Genomic DNA, 19,655 nt, shown 5'->3' with positions numbered 1-19,655 from the left:
CCCCCCCCCCCCCCCCCCCCCCCCCCCCCCCCCCCCCCCCCCCCCCCCCGGCCCCTCGGTGGGCAGGCGACGAATCCCGCGCTTGCGCAGTCCCGTCCGGCCCAGCTTCCCGCCGCGGCTCCGAAGGTCGAGGCGCGTGCCACCACGCCGCCGGCTGCCACGACGCCTGTCGCCCCGACCCGCGTCGCCAGCGCTGCGCCCGCTCCGGTCGCTGCGCCGCCGGCTCCGGCAACCGCTGCCGTCCGTGCCGGCACGGGCGATTTCGTGGTGCAGCTCGGCGCTCCGGGCAGCGAGAGCGAAGCCCGTGCCACCTTCGCGGCCTTGCAGCGCAAGTATCCTCAGCAACTCGGCGGCCAGGCACCGATCGTCCGCAAGACCGAGCTTGCCGGCGGCAAGACCGTGTTCCGCCTCCGCGTCGGACCTTATTCCCGCGAGGATGCCACGACGATGTGCACGCAGCTCCAGGCTGCCGGCGGACAGTGCTTCATCGCCAAGAACTGATCGCGACCGACCCGTGACGAGACATGACGGCGGCGCCCACCGGGCGCCGCCGTTCTCATTTGAATCAGACGCATGGCAGGGTGTGTTCCCACGCTTGTTTCATGCGTTCGGCCATGCGAGTAGCCTCCCCAATAACGAGTGGCCTGCCCCGAAAAGGCGGGCCGGCAGAACGCTGGAGGTAAGCCCATGGATCGCCGCAAGTTCGTCAAGGTCGCCGGTGCCGGCGCCGCAGGCAGCGCCGTCATCGCCGCACCCGCGATCGCGCAGTCGCAGCCCAAGATCAATTGGCGGCTGACCTCCAGCTATCCCAAGAGCCTCGACACGCTGTTCGGCATCTCGACCCATGTCGCGAAGCGCGTCGCCGAGATGACCGACAACAATTTCCAGATCCAGGTCTTCGCGCCGGGCGAGATCGTGCCGGGCCTGCAGGCGCTCGACGCCGTGCAGAACGGCACCGTCGAGTGCAGCCACACGCTGGCGAGCTTCTATATCGGCAAGAACCCGGCCTTCGCCTTCGAGACCTCGCTGCCCTTCGGCTTCAACGCCCGTCAGCAAAATGCCTGGCTCTACCAGGGCGGCGGCCTCGAGCTCTGCCGCGCCTTCATGAAGACCTACAACATCCACACCATCCCGTCCGGCAATACCGGCGCGCAGATGGGCGGCTGGTTCCGCAAGGAGATCAAGTCGCTGGAGGACCTGAAGGGCCTCAAGATGCGCATCGCCGGCATGGGCGGCCAGATCATGGCCAAGCTCGGCGTGGTGCCGCAGCAGATCGCGGGAGGCGACATCTATCCGGCGCTGGAGCGCGGCACGCTCGATGCCGTCGAGTTCTCCGGCCCCTATGACGACGAGAAGCTCGGCTTCGTGAAGGTCGCCAAGTACTACTACTATCCCGGCTTCTGGGAGGGGAACGCCAATGTCAGCTTCCTCGCCAACCAGGACAAGTGGAACGAGCTGCCGGCCTCCTACAAGGCGATCGTCGAGGCGGCCTGTGCCGAGGCCAACATGAACTGCCTGGCCAAGTACGACCATAACAATCCCGACGCGCTGATTCGCCTCGCCGGCACCGGCGCCGAGCTGCGGCCCTTCCCGCAGGAGGTGATGACGGCGGCGTTCAAGGAAGCCTTCGCCATGTATGGCGAGCTTGCCGCCAGCAACGCGAACTTCAAGACCTTCTATGATTCCTTCCTGCCGTACTGGAAGAAGGAGCAGCTCTGGTTCCGCATCGCCGAGCTGCCCTTCGACGCGTTCAACGCGCAGGCCTATCAGCAGGTGAAGTAACAATCCGGGCGGGCGCGGATCATTCTTGACCGCGCCCGTTCCGCTTCCTAACCCGGTAGCATGACATCGCGCGCCTTCATCGCCGGCTGCCTCGGCACGAGCCTCACCGCGGACGAGCGGGCCTTCTTCCGCGACGCAAGGCCCTGGGGCTTCATCGTCTTCAAGCGCAACACGCAGACGCCCGAGCAGGTCGCGGCACTCACCGCCGAGATGCGCGAGACGGTCGGCTGGCACGCGCCGATCCTGATTGATCAGGAGGGCGGCCGGGTGCAGCGCATGGGGCCGCCGAACTGGCCGAAATACCAGTCGGCGCGTGCCTTCCTTGCGATCAACGATCCCATCCGCCAGCGCGAGATCGTCCGCCTCAACGCCCGCCTGATGGCGCATGACCTGAGACAAGTCGGCATCGATGTCGACTGCCTGCCGGTGCTCGACGTACCGGTGGCCGGCAGCCATGATGTCATCGGCGACCGTGCCTATGCCCATGATCCCGATCAGGTGGCGCGGCTCGGCCGGGCGGCGGCCGAAGGGCTGATCGCCGGCGGCGTGCTGCCGGTCGTCAAGCACATGCCCGGCCATGGCCGCGCGCGCGCCGACAGCCATCACGACCTGCCGATCGTCGATGCCCCGCTCGACGAATTGCGTGCGCATGATTTCCGGCCGTTCCGGCATCTCGCCGACATGCCGCTGGCGATGACCGCGCATCTCGTCTTCACCGCGCTCGACGCCAGGAACCCGGCGACGATCTCGCGGAAGATCGTGCGTGAAATCATGCGCGGCGAACTCGGCTTCGACGGGCTGATCATGACCGACGACATCTCGATGAAGGCGCTGTCGGGCTCGTTCGAGGCCAAGTCGCGTGCCGCGATCCGGGCCGGCGTCGATGTCATCCTGCATTGCCACGGCATCATGGACGAGATGATCGCGGTCGCCGGGGCCGTGCCGGAGATGACCGGCGCCCGCGCCCGCCGTGCGAACGCCGCGCTCGGGCGCATCCGGCATGAGCCGGAGCCGGTCGATCTGGAGGCCGCGCGCGCCGAGATCGCGGCCGCGCTTGCCTTGAGCGCCTGAACGGCCGAATCTGCGCCTTCGGGGATGACAGGTGGGGCAGGGCCTTCGATGACGGCCGAATTGCCATTCGAGGAAGACCGCGCTGGGCGCGCGGGCGAGCCTTCGCTCGTCGTCGATGTCGACGGCTATGAAGGCCCGCTCGACCTGCTGCTCGATCTCGCGCGCCGGCAGAAGGTCGATCTGCACCGCATCTCGATCTTGGCGCTGGCCGAGCAGTACCTCACCTTCGTCGAGGAGGCGCGGGCGCTGCGGCTGGAACTCGCCGCCGATTATCTCGTGATGGCGGCCTGGCTGGCCTATCTCAAGTCGCGCCTGCTGCTGCCGGAGCCGCCCAAGGGCGAGGAGCCGAGCGCCGCTGATCTTGCGACCGCGCTGGCGCTGCGTCTGCGCCGGCTGGAGGCGATCCGTGCCGCTGCCAGCAAGCTTTCGGCGCGCGAGCGGCTGGGACTCGATGTCTTCGCCCGTGGTGCGCCGGAGGAGATCGTGGCGGGAGCCCGGCCGGTCTGGGAAGCCGAGCTTTACGACCTTCTCGCAGCCTATGCCCAGCAGCGGCAGAAGCGGGTGCAGGGGCATATCTCGGTCGGGCACCGCGCCGTCTGGTCGCTGGTCGAGGCGCGCGAGGCCTTGCAACGCTTGGTCGGCGCGGCCGGCGACTGGACCGAACTGGACGATTATCTCACGCAGTACATGAGTTCTCACGGCCTGCCGGTGCGGGAGATGCGGGCGACGGTCCGGGCTTCCGCGCTCTCGGCGATGCTGGAGATGGTGCGGGAAGGGGTGCTCGACCTCAGGCAGGAGGAAGCCTTCGCGCCGATCCAGGTGCGCCGCCGTTCGGCCCGGCCGGAAGGCTTGCCCTTCGCCGCCAAGGATGCCTCATGACCGGCATGGCAACTGAACCCGAGGACATCGAGACCGATGGCGGGGCGGAGGCCTTTTCGCAGGCGCTGCGCGTCGTCGAGGCGCTGCTCTTCGCCTCCGCCGTGCCGCTGACAGCGGAGGCGCTCGGCCGGGCTATTCCCGCCGGCATCGCGATCGAGCAGGTTCTGGCGCGGCTTGCCGAGAGCTACGCCTTGCGCGGGGTCAATCTGCGTCAGGTCGCGGGCGGCTGGGCCTTTCGCACGGCGCCCGATCTCGGCTACCTGCTCGCGGCGGAGGCAGAGCCGCCACGCCGGCTGTCGCGCGCCGCGCTCGAAGTGCTGTCGATCATCGCCTATCACCAGCCGGTGACGCGGGCCGAGATCGAGGAGATCCGCGGCGTCGCCACCGCCAAGGGTACGCTCGACATCCTGCTCGAGGCGGGCTGGGTCCGCCTGCGCGGCCGGCGGCGCTCGCCCGGCCGGCCGATCACCTACGGGACGACGCCGGGCTTCCTCGATCATTTCGGGCTGGATCGCATCGACGACCTCCCGGGGCTGGAGGAATTGAAGGGCACAGGCTTCATCGAGGGACGCCTGACGCGCGACCTCGCCGTGCCGGTTCCCGATGACGATCCGGGCTTGCGCGACGACGAGGACCCGCTCGGCGACCTGTTCAGCCCGCTTGACGACGGCGAAGGCGGATCGCAACAGGGGTGAGGAGCCCGGCCATCGGCCGGGATGGAACGGCCGGAGCGGTATCGACCTTGGCGGAAACCAAATCAGGATGGCTCGGCTGGGGCCGGCGCGGCACGGCCGGCGCGGCGATCCCGATGGCGCTCGGCTTCGAGGCTGTGACGCAGCGCTTCGGTTCGGTGACGGCGCTGTCGGATGTCTCGCTCTCGGTCAAGCCCGGCGAGATCGTCGCGCTCTTGGGCCAATCCGGCTGCGGCAAGACGACGCTGCTCCGGCTCGCGGCCGGGGTCGAGCGGCCGAGCGCGGGGCGCGTCCTGCTGGAAGGGCGCGACGTCTCGTCGCCTGATCGTTTCGTCGAGCCGGAGCATCGCGGCGTCGGCTTCGTCTTCCAGGATTATGCGCTGTTTCCGCATCTTTCGGTGCGCGACAATGTCCGCTTCGGCCTGCGCGGCCAGACGCCCGCGACGGCCGATGCAACCGCCCTGCGGGCGCTGGGGCGGGTCGGGCTCGCCGATCTTGCCGATTCCTATCCGCATATGCTCTCGGGCGGCGAGCAACAGCGCGTGGCGCTGGCGCGCGCGATCGCGCCGCGGCCGGGCGTGCTGCTGATGGACGAGCCCTTCTCCAATCTCGACCGGCGGCTGCGCGACGTGGTGCGCGACGAGACCGCCGCCCTGCTGGAGGAAACCGGCGCGACCTCGATCATCGTCACGCATGATCCGGAAGACGCGATGCGCATCGCCGACCGGATCGTCCTGATGCGGGCAGGGCGCATCGTCCAGATCGGGACCGGCGAGGAGCTCTACCGTCAGCCCAACAGCCTCTTTGCCGCCCGATTTTTCTGCGATCTGACGGAGATCGAGGGCCGTGTGTCGGGTGGGGCGGTCGATACGCCGCTCGGCCGCTTCGCGGCCCCCGGACTAGCGGAAGGATCGATCGCTGTCGCCTGCATCCGGCCTCATCGCGTCCGCATCGTGCCGAAGGGCTACTATCTGCGCGGGCGGTTGACGGCACGGCGCTTCCTCGGCGAGGCCGATCACCTTCAGGTGACCGTGGACGGTTTCGATCGGGCCTTGTCGGTGCGGGCGCCGCTCTCGGACGAGATCGAGGTGGGCGACGAGATCGGGGTCGAGATTCCGTCGGACGAAGTCCTTGTGTTTCCGGCTGCGGATCAATAGGTTCCGCCGCCGAACAAGCGACCGGGCAAGGATTTGGTTGGGGCCATTCCCCGGTCGACGCAATTTCGGAGGAGTTTCGCCATGGGTGGCGTGAGCATTTGGCACTGGATCGTCGTCGGCGTCATCGTGATGCTGCTGTTCGGGCGCGGCAAGGTTTCCGAGCTGATGGGCGATGTCGCCAAGGGCATCAAATCGTTCAAGAAGGGCATGGCCGAGGATGACGAGGCGGCGGCTCCGGCCGCCACCAACGTTGATCCCAAGGTGATCGACCAGACGAAGGCCGACAACGCCGCCGCCCAGGCCCAGGCCAAGGCCGAGCACAAGGCCTGATGCCGCCGTGCCCTCCGGGGCACGGGCTTGAGAGGACGAGCCGTCGATGTTCGACATCGCCTGGAGCGAGATGGTGCTGATCGGCGCGGTGGCGCTGGTCGTGATCGGCCCGAAGGACCTGCCCAAGGCCCTGCGCACGGTCGGCCAGACGATTGGCCGTGTCAGGCGCATGGCCTCGGAGTTCCAGGGGCAGTTCAACGACGCGATGCGCGAGGCCGAGCTCGCCGATCTGAAGAAGCAGGTCGAGGATGTCGGTGGATCGGTGTCGAGCGCGCTGAACAACGATTTCAAGCCGATCGATACCCCGAAGGACTTCGATACGGCCAAGCCGGACGCTGCGAAGCCTGACGACGCCGCCCTGAAGGAGGCCGAGGCCAAGCTCGCCTCGATTCCGCTGCCGGAGCCGCTTCCGCCGGTCCAGATCGCAGCCGAGGCGCCGAAGCCTGCCGACAAGCCGAAGCGGGCCAAGAAGTCCGAGGCGGAGCCTGCTCCCGTCGTCGCCGAGGCTCCGGTCGCCGTGGCCGAGCCTATCCCGGTGAAGCCTGTCCGCAAGCGTAGCGTCAAGGCTGTCGAAGCTCCTGCCGTCGTCGAGGCACCGGCTCCGGTTGTGGTCGCTCCGGCGAAGGCTCCGAAAGCCGCTGCGGCACGCAAGCCGAAGGCTGTGATCGCTGCCGCTCCGGCTGAACCCGCCAAGCCTGCCGCCCGCAAGCGCAAGGCCGCCAAGGGCGAGGAGAACTCCGCATGAGCGTCGCCAATCCTCGCGACGGCGAGGACGAGATCGAGGCCTCGCGCGCGCCGCTTATCGAGCATCTCGTCGAATTGCGCTCGCGATTGATCAAGTCGCTGATCGCGTTCCTGGTGATGTTCTTCCTCTGCTTCGCGCTGGCGACGCAGATCTACAACATCCTGGTCCAGCCCTATATCTGGGCGGCGGGGCCGGGCGCGAACGTCCAGCTGATCTACACCGCGCCGCTGGAGTATCTGTTCACCCAGATCAAGATCGCGGCCTTCGGCGCGGGCTTCCTGGCTTTCCCGGTGATCGCGACGCAGATCTACAAGTTCGTCGCGCCGGGGCTCTACAAGAACGAGAAGCAGGCTTTCGCGCCCTATCTGGTGGCGACGCCGCTCTTCTTCATCGCGGGTGCTGCGATGGTGTTCTTCTTCGCCATGCCCGTGCTGATGAAGTTCTCGATCGGCATGCAGCAGACCGCGACGGACGGGCAGGCCGGCATCGCGCTCCTGCCCAAGGTCAGCGAGTATCTCTCGCTGATCATGACGCTGATCTTCGCCTTCGGCATCGCCTTCCAGCTGCCGGTGATCCTGACCCTGCTCGGGCAGGCGGGCATCATCGATTCGCAATTCCTGAAGGAAAAGCGTCGCTACGCCATCGTCTTCGTCTTCGTCGTCGCGGCGGTGCTGACCCCGCCGGACGTGATCTCGCAGCTGATGCTCGCCGTCCCGATGATGCTGCTCTACGAGCTCTCGGTGTTCTCGGTGCGTCGCGTCGAGAAGAAGAGCGAGGCGAAGAAGGCGGAAGAGGACGCGGCGGAGTAACCGATCTCCGCTTCCGCCCGGAATGACGCGAGGGGTGGTTCCCTCGCGCGCGATCCCGGTCTAGAGCATGCGTCGCTGCATTCCGCAGCGATGGCATGGCCGGACGACGATGTACGACATCAGATGGATTCGCGAGAACGCCGCGGCGTTCGACAAGGGGCTTGAGCGCAGGGGCCTGGCGCCGCTGTCGTCCTCGCTGCTCGAACTCGACGATGTCCGCCGCTCGTCGATCGCCAAGGCGCAAGCCACGCAGGAGCGCCGCAACGCGCTCTCCAAGGAGATCGGCAAGGCTTTTGCGCAGAAGGATGTCGCGCTCGCCGATACGCTGAAGGCCGAGGTCGCGGCGCTCAAGGAGCAGCAGCCGGCGCTGGAGGCCGAGGAAAAGGCCGCCAAGGACAAGCTCGACGAGACGCTCGCCGCGATCCCGAACACGCCCTTCGACGATGTGCCCGACGGTGCCGACGAGCACGGCAATGTCGTGCTGCATGTCCATGGCGTGAAGCCGGAGGAGCGCGGGCTGCTCAAGGGCGTCAACGACCCCAAGCAGCATTTCGAGCTGGGCGAGGCGCTCGGCCAGATGGATTTCGAGAAGGCAGCCAAGCTCTCCGGCTCGCGTTTCGTCGTGCTGCAAAGTGGGATCGCGCGTCTGTCGCGGGCGATCGGGCAGTTCATGCTCGACACGCACACCGAGGAGCACGGCTATACCGAGGTGAACCCGCCGCTGCTGGTGCGCGACGACGCGATGTTCGGCACGGCGCAACTGCCGAAGTTCCGCGAGGACCAGTTCCGGGCCGGCGAGGAGCATTGGCTGATCCCGACCGCCGAGGTGCCGCTGACCAATCTCGCAAGGGAATTAATCCTCTCCGAGGAGGAGCTGCCGCTTCGATTCACCGCGCTCACGCCCTGCTTCCGTTCGGAAGCCGGCTCGGCCGGGCGCGACACGCGCGGCATGCTGCGCCAGCACCAGTTCGAGAAGGTCGAGCTCGTCTCGATCACGGCGCCGGAGAAGTCGCGCGAGGAGCATGAGCGCATGCTCGCCTGCGCCGAGGCGGTGCTGAAGAAGCTCGACCTGCATTATCGCGTGATGACGCTGTGCACCGGCGACATGGGCTTCGCCTCGCAGAAGACCTGGGACATCGAGGCCTGGCTGCCCGGCCAGAAGACCTATCGCGAGATCTCGTCCTGCTCGGTCTGCGGCGATTTCCAGGCGCGTCGCATGAACGCCCGCTACAAGACCAGGGACGGCAAGGGGCCGTTCTTCGTGCACACCCTCAACGGCTCGGGCACGGCGGTCGGCCGCGCGCTGATCGCCGTGATGGAGAACTACCAGAACGCCGACGGCTCGATCACCGTGCCGGACGTTCTGGTGCCCTATATGCGCGGCGTGACGCGGATCGAGAAGGCGGCCTGAGACATGCGTATCCTCGTCACCAATGATGACGGCATCCATGCCGAGGGCCTGGCCGTGCTGGAGCGCATCGCGCGCCAGCTTTCGGACGATGTCTGGGTCGTGGCGCCCGAGACCGACCAGTCCGGCGTCGCGCATTCGCTGTCGCTGTCCAATCCGCTCCGGTTGCGCCAGATCGACGAGAAGCGCTTCGCGGTGCAGGGCACGCCGACCGATTGCGTGATCATGGCCGTGCGCGCCGTCATGAAGGAGGCGCGGCCCGATCTCGTTCTCTCCGGCGTCAATCGCGGCTCGAACGTCGCCGAGGACGTGACCTATTCCGGCACCATCGCCGCCGCCATGGAAGGCACGCTGCTCGGCGTGCCCTCGATCGCGGTGAGCCAGGCCTACTCGCCCGGCAATCGCGATTCGATCCGCTGGGACTGCGCTGAGAGCCATGCGCCGGGCATCATCCGCCGGTTGCTGGAGGAGGGCATCCCGGAAGGCGTGCTGTTCAACCTCAACTTCCCCAATGCGGGGCCGGACGAGGTCGATGGCGTCGCCGTCACCGTGCAGGGCCGGCGCGACCAGGAGCTGGTGCAGCTGGAGCCGCGCAAGGACGGCCGCGGCAATCCCTATTACTGGATCGCCTTCCAGCGCAGCGGCAAGGAGCCGGCCAACGGCACCGACCTGAAGGCGCTGGCGGAGAAGCGCATCTCGATCACACCGCTCGAGCTCGACCTGACGCATGAGCCGACGCTGACGCGCTTCGCGCAGCTCTTCGCCTGAGCCGGGGGCGGGGAGGGGCATGAGCGAGGACGCGCCGGCCAGCGAAGGCGAGCGCACCGTCGCCTTCCTGCTTTCGCTCCGCGCGCGGGGCGTGCGCGACCTCGCGCTGCTGCGTGCGATGGAGCGGGTGCCGCGCGACCGTTTCGCGCCGGCCCGCTTCGCCGATCTCGCCCGGCAGGACGTCTCGGTGCCGCTGCCCTGCGGCCAGACGATGACCGCCCCCCATACTGTCGCCAACCTGCTCGGCGCGCTCGACATGCAGCCGGGTGCGCGCGTGCTCGAGGTCGGGACCGGCTCCGGCTATGTCTCGGCGCTGCTTGCCGCGATGGGGGCCGAGGTCGTCTCGCTGGAGCGCTACCGCTCGCTGGCGCTGGCCGCGCATGAGCGGGTTTCGGGCAGCGGTTTCGGCGGCGCGATCGACCTGCGCCATGCCGACGGCTTCCAGCCAGACCGGACGCTCGGGCGCTTCGACCGCATCCTCGTCAACGGCGTCACCCAGGCGGTGCCGGAAGCACTGCTGGCGCGGCTGTCGCCGGGCGGAAGGCTCGTCGGCGCCCTGCGTATCGATGGCGCGGCGCGGCGGGTGGTGGTCACGCATCTCGAAGATGGGCAGTTCGATCACGCAACTGGCCCAGCGTTGCGCCTGCCGCCACTGATCCCCGGACGGTCGCGCGCGCTGTAGATCGACCGGCGGACCGCAGGCAGGCCGAGCCGTCTATCGGCGCTGAAGCACGTCGGAATCGGCGATGCCGTCGCCGGTCAGGCGCAGCTCGTTGCGGTCGAAGAAGCCGATGAAGCGCTTGCCGCCGATCTCGAAGACGACCATCCGGCCGGAGATATCGCGCAATCTCAGCGCGTCGCGCTGAAACGGTCGGGTGACGTCGATATTGCCGAGCATTCTTTCCGTGTCTATCAGGATCAGTTGCTTCTCCGAGCGCCAGGTCCCGTGCATCTGCTTCAGCATCGACTCGGCCGATAGGGCCGCCCGACCGGGAAGAAGCGCAAAACAGGCGAGGGTCACACGAAGCATGCCGTTGCGTTAGCGCAAGGGCGATGCTGCCGCAATTGCGGGGTTCGCCCGGGGCGCGGGGCCATAGATGCGGCGGGCCTCGTCATTCGTGCCGGCTGCGGCATCAACCAGATTTCCCAGGGCGTTTACGCGAAATTAAGCTCAACGGGACTTTAATCGCCTTCATCGAGTTGCGTCGTTCGCGAGTACTCAGTTCATGCGTAGCCAAGCCGGATCGATCAATCCCCGCGCTCTCCGTCGTTTGTCAACGGTGTGCCTGTTCGCCATCGGCGTCAGCGCGTGCTCGTCGGATACGATGCGTTTCACCGAGACGCCGTTCGACAGCCCCTTCAAGTCGGCTCAGGCGCCGTCCCAGGTTCGCGATCCGGTCACGACCGGCTCCATCGGGCAGGTGTCGAGTGCGCCGCTGCAGCCGGTGGCTTCCGCGCCGCTGGTCCGGGCGCAGCCCCTGCCGCCGCCGCAATCCTCCGTCGCGCTGAGCTCGCCCGCTCCGCAGGCCGTTTCCGGCGGTGCCGCCGGCTGGTCCGCGCAGGGCGGTACGCCCGTTGTGCTTGCCCAGGGCGAGACGCTCGACACGATCTCGTCGCGCTACGGCGTGCCGCGCGCCGCCATCATGTCGGCGAATGGGCTGAGCAATGCGAATGTCGCCCCCGGCACACGCATCACCATTCCCGTCTATAACGCCTCTGCTTCCGCTGCTCCGGCCGCCCCGGCGCCGGTCCGTCAAATCGCGCAGGCTCCCGCCGAGACGCAGCGTTTCGTCGCCGGCCCGTCGGCAGCTCCGCGTGTGACCCCGCCGGCCGCCGTCGATCCGAAGGCGCAGGCCAGGGCTGCCGCCGAGGCCAAGGCCACCGCCGCCGCTGAAGCCAAGGCGAAGGCTGCCGCAGACGCTCAGGCCATGAAGGAATCGCGCGCTCGCTTCGCCGCAGAGGCGAAGGCCAAGGCCGATGCCCGCAAGACCAGTGCCGCCCTGCCGACGCCGGCTGCGAAGCCTGCGGCTGCGCCGGTCGCCGCCGTGAAGCCTGCGCCCGAAGCGAAGCCGGTCAAGACCGCTGCGCCGGCCGCCAAGCCGGTGGTCGTGGCGAGCGCTCCGGCTGCCGAGCCGAAGCCGACCGCGATCCCGAAGGCCGAGCCCGCGCCCGAGCCTAAGACCACCGCCAGCATTCCGAAGCAGGAAGAAGAAGCCTCGCCCGGCGACAAGGCGGATTTCCGCTGGCCGGCTCGCGGTCGCGTCATCTCCGGCTACAGCGGCAAGGGTGGCAACGAGGGCATCAACATCGCTGTTCCCGAGGGCACACCGGTCAAGGCTGCCGAGGGCGGCACGGTCGCCTATGCCGGCAGCGAGCTGAAGGGCTATGGTAACCTTGTCCTGATCCGTCACCCGAACGGCTATGTCTCGGCCTATGCCCATAACGGCGAGCTCAAGGTGAAGCGCGGCGACACCGTGAAGCGCGGCCAGGTCGTCGCCAACTCGGGCCAGACCGGCAACGTCTCCTCGCCGCAGCTCCATTTCGAACTGCGCAAGGGTTCCGCGCCGGTCGATCCGACGCCCTACCTGAACAACTGATTCCGGAGCCGCGGACGAGGTTTCACCCTTCGATCGGTTCCGCGAGACCCTCCCGATCGAAAAGAACGGGGCTGCCCCAGAAAAGGGCGGCCCCGTTTTCGTTTGTGTTTCCAGCGTCGTCATGCCCGGGCTTGACCCGGGCATCTCGGAAACCGGTGTCCTCTTGTCATGAGATTCTCGGGTCAAGCCCGAGAATGACGCTCCTCAACCCTCCAGCTTCCGGCCCAGTCGGCCGGCAAGGTCCTGGATGTACTGCCAGGCGGTGCGGCCGGAGCGGGAGCCGCGCGTCGTCGACCATTCCAGCGCGTCGCGGCGCAATTCGTCGGCGGCGACGTCCAGGCCGAAATGGCCGGCATAGCCGTTGATCATCTCCAGGTACTCGTCCTGGCTGCATTTGTGGAAGCCGAGCCAGAGGCCGAAACGGTCGGACAGCGAGACCTTCTCCTCGATCGCCTCGCCCGGATTGATCGAGGTCGAGCGCTCGTTGTCCATCATGTCGCGCGGCAAGAGGTGGCGGCGATTCGAGGTGGCATAGAACACCACATTGTCGGGGCGCCCCTCGACGCCGCCGTCGAGCACCGCCTTCAGCGACTTGTAGGAGGTGTCGTCGCTGTCGAAGGACAGATCGTCGCAGAAGACGATGGCGCGGTGAGGATCGTTGCGCAGCTGGCTCATCAGCCCTGGAAGGCTCTCGATGTCCTCGCGATGGATCTCGATCAGCTTCAGCGGCAGCGCATCCTTGGCGAGGCGCAGGTTGGTGTCGGCATGGACGGCCTTGACCAGCGAGGACTTGCCCATGCCGCGTGCGCCCCAGAGCAGGACGTTGTTCGCCGGCAGGCCCTTGGCGAAGCGTTCGGTATTCTCGGCCAGCGTGTCGCGGACGCGGTCGACACCGCGCAAAAGCGAGAGCGCGACGCGGTTGACCTTCGGAACCGGCACCAGTTCCGAGCCCGATGCCTGCCAGACGAAGGCGTCGGCGGCCTTGAGGTCGGCGGCCTTGCGACGGGGCGGGGCGATACGCTCCAGCGCGTCGGCGATGCGCAGCAGCGTCGCGAGTGTCTGGTCGGTCTCGGTCGTGGTCATGGCGGCGTGGCCTTCGTTTCGTTCCGTTGAACCGTACCGTACCGTCCGGTACGGTTCATGCCGCTACCTAAACCACGCCGTGGATCGCGCGCAAGGGGCATTGCGCGAATGGCAGCCAGCCCATAGGTGAGGGATCGCGCATGGGAGACCGGGCGCGTCCGATTGATTTCACGGCGTTGCTGGCTATAGTCCGCGCGATTTTGCGGCCGGGCGGTGGTTTTGGCTTGCGTCTTCCATCCAGAGATTCGCGGTCGGCGGCGTGCCGCCGCCGTACCAGAGGAGTGTATTCGTGATCACCCCCGCTTTCGCCCAGGCCACAGGAGCCGGTGGCGGCGCCGACATGCTGATCCAGCTCGTGCCGTTCCTGCTGATCTTCGTCATCATGTGGTTCCTGATCATCCGGCCGCAGCAGCGCCGGGCCAAGGCCCATCAGGAGCTGATCAAGAACGTGCGCCGCGGCGACACCGTCGTCACCTCCGGCGGCATGATCGCGAAGGTCTCGAAGGTCGTCGACGACGGCGAGATCGAGGTCGAGATCGCCGACGGCGTGCGCGTGCGCATCGTGCGCGGCATGATCCAGGACGTCCGCTCCAAGGGCGAGCCGGTCAAGAACTGAGAATGCGGCGGCCCAGGCTCCCGATGAGGGAGCCCCGGCACGATTACAAGGCTGTTCACGCAGATGCTTCGTCTCCAGGCCCGCAAGGTCATTCTCGTCCTGCTCGTGCTGTTCATCGGCTGCGGGCTCGCCGTGCCGAACCTCTTGTCACCTGAGACGCGCAAGGCCATCGAAACCAACGCGCCGTCCTGGATTCCGCGGGCCTTCCTGCCGATCCATGCGGTGGTGCTTGGCCTTGATTTGCAGGGCGGGTCCCACGTCCTGCTCGAAATCGACCGGGCCGAACTGGTGCGCAGCCAGGTCGTCCAGCTGCGCGACGACGTCCGCCGTATCCTCCGCGAAGAGCGCGCCAACCCGCAGGGTGGCATCCAGACCACGACACGCGGCGTGCAGGTGCGCGTTCCGGACGCGACCGAGCGGGCCCGCGTGCTGCCGAAGCTGCGCGAGCTCGCCCAGCCGATCGGCACGCTCGGCGCCTTCGGCCCCTCCGGCAACCAGTCGATCAACATCACCGACCAGCCGGACGGGCTGATCCAGCTCACGGTCACCGAGGCCGGTTCGAACGAGCGCATCCGCCGGGCCGTCGAGCAGGCCATGGAAGTGCTGCGCAGGCGCGTCGACGCGCTCGGCACGACCGAGCCGAACATCCAGCGTCAGGGCCTCGACCGCATCCTGGTGCAGGTGCCGGGCCTGCAGGACCCGCAGAAGCTCAAGGAAATCCTTGGCCAGACCGCGAAACTCGAGTTCCGCCTCGTCGGCGATGCCAACAGCGCCGATGTCGACATGCTGCCGTCGCAGGATGCCGGTGGCCAGCAGGTTCCCGTGCTGCGCCAGCCCTCGGTCGATGGCGCCGACCTGATCGACGCGCAGCCGGCCTTCGATTCGCGCAGCGGCACGCCGATCGTGAATTTCCGCTTCAACATCCGCGGCGCCCAGCGCTTCGGCCAGATCACCACCGAAAATCTCGGCCGTGCGCTGGCGATCGTGCTCGACAACAAGGTGATCTCGTCGCCGGTGATCCAGTCGCCGATCACGGGCGGCTCGGGCCAGATCTCCGGCAATTTCACGGTCGAGCAGGTCAACAACCTGGCGATCCTGCTGCGCGCCGGTGCGCTGCCGGCCCGCATGACGATCGTCGAGGAGCGTACCGTCGGCCCCGGCCTCGGCGCCGACTCGATCCAGGCCGGCAAGATGGCGACCCTGATCGCGACCGTGCTGGTGGTGATCTACATGCTCGCGACCTACGGCATCTTCGGCTTGATCGCGAGCATCGCGCTCGTCGTCCATGTCGGCCTGATCTTCGGCCTGATGTCCTTCCTCGGCGCGACGATGACGCTGCCCGGCATCGCCGGCATCGTGCTGACCATCGGCACGGCGGTCGATTCGAACGTGCTGATCTACGAGCGCATGCGCGAGGAGGAGCATCAGGGCCGCAGCCTCGTCTCGGCGCTCGAAGCCGGCTTCCAGCGCGCCTTCGCCACGATCATCGACTCCAACGTCACGATGCTGATCGCGGCGGTGGCGCTGTTCTCGCTTGGCTCCGGCCCGGTGCGCGGCTTCGCGGTGGTCTTCATCCTCGGCATTCTCACCACCGTCATCACGGCGGTGACGCTGACGCGGATGCTGATCGCGATCTGGTATCGCTGGGCCAAGCCCAAGCGCCTGCCGTTCTGACGCAAGCCTTTCAGGAGATTGGCCATGCGCCTGCTTCGTATCGTTCCCGACAACACCAAGTTCAAATTCGTCTGGTTCCGCCGCTTCAGCTATCCGCTGTCGGCCGCCTATTCGATCCTGGTGCTCGTCCTCTTCCTCACCGTCGGCCTGAATTTCGGCATCGACTTCAAGGGCGGCACCCTGATCGAGATGCAGGCCAAGAGCGGCAGCATCGACATCGCCCAGATCCGCCACACGGCCAACGGGCTCGGCTTCGGCGAGGCCGAGGTTCAGGAGTTCGGCGCGGCTGGCGAGGTCTCGATGCGCTTCGGCATGCAGCCGGGCGGCGAGACCGCGCAGCAGGCGGTCGTGGTCAAGGCGCGCGAGGCCTTCGCCTCCAGCTATGAGTTCCGCCGCGTCGAGACGGTCGGCCCGCGCGTCTCGGGCGAGCTGGTGCAGGCCGGCACGCTCGGTGTCGTGCTCGCGATCGTCGGCGTGCTGATCTATCTCTGGTTCCGCTTCGAGATGCCGCTGGCGATCGGCGCGATCCTCGGCACGCTGCACGACATCGTGCTGACGATCGGCTTCTTCCTGATCACGCAGCTCGAATTCAACCTGACCTCGATCGCGGCGATCCTGACCATCGTCGGCTATTCGCTGAACGAGACCGTCGTTGTGTTCGACCGTACGCGCGAATTGCTGCGCCGCTACAAGACAATGCCGGTGGCCGAGCTGCTCGACCTCTCGGTGAACTCCACCCTGTCGCGCACCGCGATGACGGCGACCACGACATTCCTGTCGCTGCTGGCGCTCGTGATCTTCGGCGGCTCGGCGATCGAGGGCTTCGCGCTGGTGATGCTGTTCGGCGTCGTGGTCTGCACCTACTCGGCGATGTTCGTCTCGACGCCGGTGCTGCTCTACATGGACGTCCGCTCGGCCGGCGCCCGTGAGGAGGCGCAGGAGGCGGCGCGAGCCAAGTCTTCCGCCGCCAAGGCCAAGGCCTGAGCGGCTTCATGCCGCGCTTCGACGGGTTCGTTCCCGGCCGTTTCCCACTCGACGCCATCGGCGCGGGCGGGTTCCGCTTCGCCGAGATGAGCCACAAGGGCTCGATCATCGCGACGCCGGCCGGCATCCGCATCTGGCCGGTGACGCGCTTTTCCGAAGTCACGATCGAGAGCCTGCAACCGGTGCTCGATGAGGCCGGGACGATCGATTTCCTGTTGATCGGGACGGGGGCGGACATTGCCTTCATTCCGCCCGCCCTGCGTGATCCCCTGAAGCAGGCCGGAATCGCGGTCGAGGGCATGGCGACCGGCGCGGCGGCGCGGACCTATAACGTCCTCGTCGGCGAAGACCGGCGGGTGGCGGCGGCGCTGATCGCGGTCGACTAGGACCATGTCGTGAGCCGGCCATGTGAGCGGCGCGTAGCGATGACGCGGCGCTTGGCCTAGACTGGGCTTGGGCCAAGGGCGAATGATGACGGGCCAGGGCGGAACGATGCCGCAGACCGAGACCGACGACCGCAGGGAGATCGCGCCGGCGCGCCTGCCGGAGGCCTATGCCCATTGCGCCGCGCTGGTCCGCGAGCAGGATCAGGACCGCTATATCGCCGGGCTCTATGCGCCCGAGGACCGCCGGGCGGCGCTCTATGCGCTCTATGCCTTCAGCCTGGAAATCGCGCGCGTCAGGGCGCTGGTCAGCGAGCCGTTGCCGGGCGAGGTACGCCTGCAATGGTGGCGCGATGTGCTCGAGGGCCAGGCGGGCGGTGAGACGCAGGCCCATCCGGTGGCCGCGGCCCTGCTCGATACGATCCGGCGCTATCGCCTGCCGGTCGCGCCGCTGACCGCGTTGATCGATGCGCGCATCTTCGACCTTTACGACGACCCGATGCCCTCGCTGCGTGATCTGGAGGGCTATGCCGGCGAGACGGTGAGCGCCCTGATGCGGCTTGCCTGCATCATCCTGGCCGGCGGGCGCGATCCCGGCGGTGCGACGGCCTGCGGCCATGCCGGCGTCGCCTATGCGCTGACCGGGCTGATGCGCGCCTTCCCGTGGCATGCGGCCGAGGGGCAGGTCTATCTGCCGGCCGATATCCTCGCCCGCAACGGCGTGACCCGCGACGACATCGTGCGCGGGCGCGGCGGGCCGGGCGTGCTCTATACGCTCAAGGAATTGCGCGAGATCGCGCGCGGGCACCTGAAGAAGCTCACCAGCCTCAGCGAGACGATTCCCTCCGGCCTGAAGCCGGCCTTCCTGCCGGTCGCGCTGGTCGAGCCCTATCTCAAGCGGATGGAGGTCGGCGGCTACGACCCCTACCGCACGATCATCACCCTGCCGGCCTGGCGCCGGCAATGGGTGCTGTGGCGGGCGTCGCGGAAGCGCTGAGAGGCGTCGTGCCACCACTCTCGCGCAAAGCGATTTATCAGACCAGTATTCCAGATGGCGCGGGGAACCCTCTCCCATAGGGAGAGGGCAGGGTGAGGGGTAGGCCGCTCACCGTGATTGCCGTGTGGTGGTCGCTGCACGGCGGTTAGGCCAACGCCTCACTGGTCCGGGGGCCGACACCTCACCCCTGCCCCTCTCCTTACAGGAGAGGGGTTCCCCGCGGTTATTTTGTCTACCGAGGGTAGTGGTTCGGCCTACTCAGCCGCCTTCGCCTCGACGCCGCCGGCCCATTCGTCCATGACCTGTTTGGCGCGGGCCGTCAGCGCCTGCTTGCGGGCGAGGCTCTTGGCCGGGCCTTTCAGACGCTTGCCGTCCGGGCCGGTCGTCGCCACGCCCTCGATCAGCGGGAACAGGCCGAAATTGATATTCATCGGCTGGAAGGAGCGCGGGCCCTCGTCGATCGTGACGATATGGCCGCCGGTGATGTGGTTGACCAGCGCGCCGAGTGCCGTCGTCGCAGGCGGCATTGGCAGGTCGCGGCCGAGCCGCTCGGCGGCGGCCATCCGGCCGGCGAGGAGGCCGGTCGCGGCGCTTTCGACATAGCCCTCGCAGCCGGTGATCTGGCCAGCGAAGCGCAGGCGCGTATCCGCCTTGAGGCGCAGGCGCTCGTCGAGCAGCTTCGGCGAGTTGAGGTAGGTGTTGCGGTGGATGCCGCCGAGCCGGGCGAACTCGGCGTTCTGCAGGCCGGGGATCATCCTGAAGATGTTCGCCTGCTCGCCATATTTCAGCTTGGTCTGGAAGCCGGTCATGTTGAACAGCGTGCCGAGCGCGTTGTCCTGCCGGAGCTGGACCACGGCATAGGCCTTCACGGTCGGGTTGTGCTTGTTGGTGAGGCCGACCGGCTTCATCGGGCCCCAGCGCAGGGTCTCGCGCCCACGCTCGGCCATGACCTCGATCGGCAGGCAGCCGTCGAAATAGGGCGTGCCTTCCCACTCCTTGAACTCGGTCTTCTCGGCGGCGAGCAGCGCGTCGATGAAGGCCTCGTACTGGTCGCGGTCGAGCGGGCAGTTGATGTAGTCGGCGCCGGTGCCGCCAGGGCCGGCCTTGTCGTAGCGCGACTGGAGCCAGGCCTGGTCCATGTCGATCGAATCGAAATGGACGATCGGGGCGATGGCGTCGAAGAAGGCGAGCGAATCCTCGGATGTCAGCGACTGCAGACCCGCGGCCAGAGCGGGCGAGGTCAACGGTCCGGTGGCGATGATGACATTGTCCCACGCGGCCGGCGGCAGGCCTGCGATCTCGCCGCGATCGATGGTGACGAGCGGGTGGGCCTCCAGAGCGGCAGTGACGGCCTGCGAGAAGCCGTCGCGATCGACCGCGAGCGCGCCGCCGGCCGGGACCTGATGGGCGTCGCCCTTGGCCATGATCAGCGAATTCAGGCGGCGCATCTCCCAGTGGAGCTGGCCGACGGCATTGCTGGAGGAATCGTCGGAGCGGAAGGAGTTCGAGCAGACGAGCTCGGCCAATCCTTCCGTCTTGTGGGCGTCGGTGCCGCGGACGGGGCGCATCTCGTGGATGACGACAGGGACGCCGGCCTGCGCGATCTGCCAGGCGGCTTCGGAGCCGGCGAGACCGCCGCCGATGATATGAACGGGTTCCATGGCTGGGGATGTGTCCGCA

At 67.7% G+C, this 19,655-nt stretch carries 21 protein-coding genes; 18 read left to right on the top strand and 3 right to left on the bottom strand.

Annotated elements, in window-relative coordinates; translation table 11 throughout:
• From NUV79_RS25270 to NUV79_RS10550, 12 genes are all read left to right on the top strand, one after another.
• On the top strand, positions 1-501 hold a 501-nt coding region (locus NUV79_RS25270), incomplete at its 5' end, for an SPOR domain-containing protein (protein WP_308218180.1).
• A gap of 186 nt (positions 502-687) precedes the next feature.
• Positions 688-1,782 (top strand): TRAP transporter substrate-binding protein, encoded by a 1,095-nt coding sequence (locus tag NUV79_RS10600; protein ID WP_257733036.1) that lies wholly within the window; start codon positions 688-690, stop codon positions 1,780-1,782.
• Between the two features lie 60 nt (positions 1,783-1,842).
• On the top strand, positions 1,843-2,853 hold the full coding sequence (gene nagZ, locus NUV79_RS10595; protein WP_257733035.1) for a beta-N-acetylhexosaminidase: 1,011 nt from the start codon (positions 1,843-1,845) through the stop codon (positions 2,851-2,853).
• A 48-nt stretch (positions 2,854-2,901) separates the two neighbouring features.
• The gene (locus tag NUV79_RS10590) at positions 2,902-3,732 is read left to right on the top strand and encodes a segregation and condensation protein A (RefSeq protein WP_257733034.1); all 831 of its coding nucleotides are present in this window, start codon (positions 2,902-2,904) and stop codon (positions 3,730-3,732) included.
• Between the two features lie 5 nt (positions 3,733-3,737).
• The gene (gene scpB / locus NUV79_RS10585; protein ID WP_257733053.1) at positions 3,738-4,427 is read left to right on the top strand and encodes an SMC-Scp complex subunit ScpB; all 690 of its coding nucleotides are present in this window, start codon (positions 3,738-3,740) and stop codon (positions 4,425-4,427) included.
• A gap of 47 nt (positions 4,428-4,474) precedes the next feature.
• Positions 4,475-5,581 (top strand): ABC transporter ATP-binding protein, encoded by a 1,107-nt coding sequence (locus NUV79_RS10580; RefSeq protein WP_257733033.1) that lies wholly within the window; start codon positions 4,475-4,477, stop codon positions 5,579-5,581.
• A gap of 81 nt (positions 5,582-5,662) precedes the next feature.
• Positions 5,663-5,911 (top strand): twin-arginine translocase TatA/TatE family subunit, encoded by a 249-nt coding sequence (locus NUV79_RS10575; RefSeq protein WP_257733032.1) that lies wholly within the window; start codon positions 5,663-5,665, stop codon positions 5,909-5,911.
• Positions 5,912-5,957: 46 nt separating this feature from the next.
• Positions 5,958-6,656 carry a Sec-independent protein translocase protein TatB gene (tatB, locus tag NUV79_RS25265; RefSeq protein ID WP_308218179.1) on the top strand — a complete coding sequence of 233 codons (699 nt, stop codon included), beginning with the start codon at positions 5,958-5,960 and terminating at the stop codon, positions 6,654-6,656.
• A complete protein-coding gene (gene tatC, locus NUV79_RS10565; RefSeq protein WP_257733031.1) occupies positions 6,653-7,465 on the top strand; it encodes a twin-arginine translocase subunit TatC in 813 nt (270 codons plus the stop codon). Before tatB ends, tatC begins: the two co-directional genes overlap by 4 nt.
• 109 nt (positions 7,466-7,574) lie before the next feature.
• Positions 7,575-8,876 (top strand): serine--tRNA ligase, encoded by a 1,302-nt coding sequence (serS, locus tag NUV79_RS10560; RefSeq protein WP_257733030.1) that lies wholly within the window; start codon positions 7,575-7,577, stop codon positions 8,874-8,876.
• 3 nt (positions 8,877-8,879) lie between these two features.
• The gene (gene surE, locus NUV79_RS10555; RefSeq protein ID WP_257733029.1) at positions 8,880-9,641 is read left to right on the top strand and encodes a 5'/3'-nucleotidase SurE; all 762 of its coding nucleotides are present in this window, start codon (positions 8,880-8,882) and stop codon (positions 9,639-9,641) included.
• A gap of 19 nt (positions 9,642-9,660) precedes the next feature.
• Positions 9,661-10,323, top strand: a complete 663-nt coding sequence (locus NUV79_RS10550) for a protein-L-isoaspartate O-methyltransferase family protein (protein WP_257733028.1) — start codon at positions 9,661-9,663, stop codon at positions 10,321-10,323.
• A gap of 33 nt (positions 10,324-10,356) precedes the next feature.
• Here NUV79_RS10550 and NUV79_RS10545 read toward each other — a convergent pair whose 3' ends face one another.
• Positions 10,357-10,605 (bottom strand): hypothetical protein, encoded by a 249-nt coding sequence (locus NUV79_RS10545; protein WP_257733027.1) that lies wholly within the window; start codon positions 10,603-10,605, stop codon positions 10,357-10,359.
• 361 nt (positions 10,606-10,966) lie between these two features.
• On the opposite strand from NUV79_RS10545, the gene NUV79_RS25260 reads away from it, so the two are divergent.
• A complete protein-coding gene (locus tag NUV79_RS25260) occupies positions 10,967-12,238 on the top strand; it encodes a LysM peptidoglycan-binding domain-containing M23 family metallopeptidase (protein ID WP_308218178.1) in 1,272 nt (423 codons plus the stop codon).
• 204 nt (positions 12,239-12,442) lie between these two features.
• On the opposite strand, the gene NUV79_RS10530 is transcribed toward NUV79_RS25260, so the two are convergent.
• Positions 12,443-13,321, bottom strand: coding sequence for an ATP-binding protein (locus tag NUV79_RS10530; protein WP_257733026.1), 879 nt, complete (start codon positions 13,319-13,321; stop codon positions 12,443-12,445).
• Between the two features lie 340 nt (positions 13,322-13,661).
• On the opposite strand from NUV79_RS10530, the gene yajC reads away from it, so the two are divergent.
• From yajC to NUV79_RS10505, 5 genes are all read left to right on the top strand, one after another.
• Positions 13,662-13,937, top strand: coding sequence for a preprotein translocase subunit YajC (gene yajC, locus NUV79_RS10525; RefSeq protein WP_257733051.1), 276 nt, complete (start codon positions 13,662-13,664; stop codon positions 13,935-13,937).
• A 63-nt stretch (positions 13,938-14,000) separates the two neighbouring features.
• Entirely contained in the window at positions 14,001-15,611 is a 1,611-nt protein-coding gene (gene secD / locus NUV79_RS10520; RefSeq protein ID WP_257733025.1) for a protein translocase subunit SecD, read from the top strand.
• 24 nt (positions 15,612-15,635) lie between these two features.
• Positions 15,636-16,595, top strand: a complete 960-nt coding sequence (gene secF / locus NUV79_RS10515) for a protein translocase subunit SecF (protein WP_257733024.1) — start codon at positions 15,636-15,638, stop codon at positions 16,593-16,595.
• Between the two features lie 8 nt (positions 16,596-16,603).
• Entirely contained in the window at positions 16,604-16,981 is a 378-nt protein-coding gene (locus NUV79_RS10510) for an Mth938-like domain-containing protein (protein ID WP_257733023.1), read from the top strand.
• A gap of 106 nt (positions 16,982-17,087) precedes the next feature.
• Positions 17,088-17,975 (top strand): phytoene/squalene synthase family protein, encoded by an 888-nt coding sequence (locus NUV79_RS10505; RefSeq protein WP_257733050.1) that lies wholly within the window; start codon positions 17,088-17,090, stop codon positions 17,973-17,975.
• Positions 17,976-18,229: 254 nt separating this feature from the next.
• Here NUV79_RS10505 and trmFO read toward each other — a convergent pair whose 3' ends face one another.
• Positions 18,230-19,636 (bottom strand): methylenetetrahydrofolate--tRNA-(uracil(54)-C(5))-methyltransferase (FADH(2)-oxidizing) TrmFO, encoded by a 1,407-nt coding sequence (gene trmFO / locus NUV79_RS10500; protein WP_257733022.1) that lies wholly within the window; start codon positions 19,634-19,636, stop codon positions 18,230-18,232.
• Positions 19,637-19,655: the final 19 nt, after the last annotated feature.

Source organism: Allobosea sp. 47.2.35 (assembly GCF_024655635.1).
Lineage (GTDB): Bacteria > Pseudomonadota > Alphaproteobacteria > Rhizobiales > Beijerinckiaceae > Allobosea.
The sequence above is the reverse complement of the archived record's forward strand: the minus strand, read 5'-3'. Positions and strand labels throughout refer to the sequence as shown.

Coding starts and splice junctions, on each gene's coding strand:
- NUV79_RS10600 (WP_257733036.1), top strand. CDS start 688: ATGGATCGCCGCAAGTTCGTCAAGGTCGCCGGTGCCGGCGCCGCAGGC.
- nagZ (WP_257733035.1), top strand. CDS start 1,843: ATGACATCGCGCGCCTTCATCGCCGGCTGCCTCGGCACGAGCCTCACC.
- NUV79_RS10590 (WP_257733034.1), top strand. CDS start 2,902: ATGACGGCCGAATTGCCATTCGAGGAAGACCGCGCTGGGCGCGCGGGC.
- scpB (WP_257733053.1), top strand. CDS start 3,738: ATGGCAACTGAACCCGAGGACATCGAGACCGATGGCGGGGCGGAGGCC.
- NUV79_RS10575 (WP_257733032.1), top strand. CDS start 5,663: ATGGGTGGCGTGAGCATTTGGCACTGGATCGTCGTCGGCGTCATCGTG.
- tatB (WP_308218179.1), top strand. CDS start 5,958: ATGTTCGACATCGCCTGGAGCGAGATGGTGCTGATCGGCGCGGTGGCG.
- tatC (WP_257733031.1), top strand. CDS start 6,653: ATGAGCGTCGCCAATCCTCGCGACGGCGAGGACGAGATCGAGGCCTCG.
- serS (WP_257733030.1), top strand. CDS start 7,575: ATGTACGACATCAGATGGATTCGCGAGAACGCCGCGGCGTTCGACAAG.
- surE (WP_257733029.1), top strand. CDS start 8,880: ATGCGTATCCTCGTCACCAATGATGACGGCATCCATGCCGAGGGCCTG.
- NUV79_RS10550 (WP_257733028.1), top strand. CDS start 9,661: ATGAGCGAGGACGCGCCGGCCAGCGAAGGCGAGCGCACCGTCGCCTTC.
- NUV79_RS10545 (WP_257733027.1), bottom strand. CDS start 10,605: ATGCTGAAGCAGATGCACGGGACCTGGCGCTCGGAGAAGCAACTGATC.
- NUV79_RS25260 (WP_308218178.1), top strand. CDS start 10,967: ATGCGTTTCACCGAGACGCCGTTCGACAGCCCCTTCAAGTCGGCTCAG.
- NUV79_RS10530 (WP_257733026.1), bottom strand. CDS start 13,321: ATGACCACGACCGAGACCGACCAGACACTCGCGACGCTGCTGCGCATC.
- yajC (WP_257733051.1), top strand. CDS start 13,662: ATGCTGATCCAGCTCGTGCCGTTCCTGCTGATCTTCGTCATCATGTGG.
- secD (WP_257733025.1), top strand. CDS start 14,001: ATGCTTCGTCTCCAGGCCCGCAAGGTCATTCTCGTCCTGCTCGTGCTG.
- secF (WP_257733024.1), top strand. CDS start 15,636: ATGCGCCTGCTTCGTATCGTTCCCGACAACACCAAGTTCAAATTCGTC.
- NUV79_RS10510 (WP_257733023.1), top strand. CDS start 16,604: ATGCCGCGCTTCGACGGGTTCGTTCCCGGCCGTTTCCCACTCGACGCC.
- NUV79_RS10505 (WP_257733050.1), top strand. CDS start 17,088: ATGCCGCAGACCGAGACCGACGACCGCAGGGAGATCGCGCCGGCGCGC.
- trmFO (WP_257733022.1), bottom strand. CDS start 19,636: ATGGAACCCGTTCATATCATCGGCGGCGGTCTCGCCGGCTCCGAAGCC.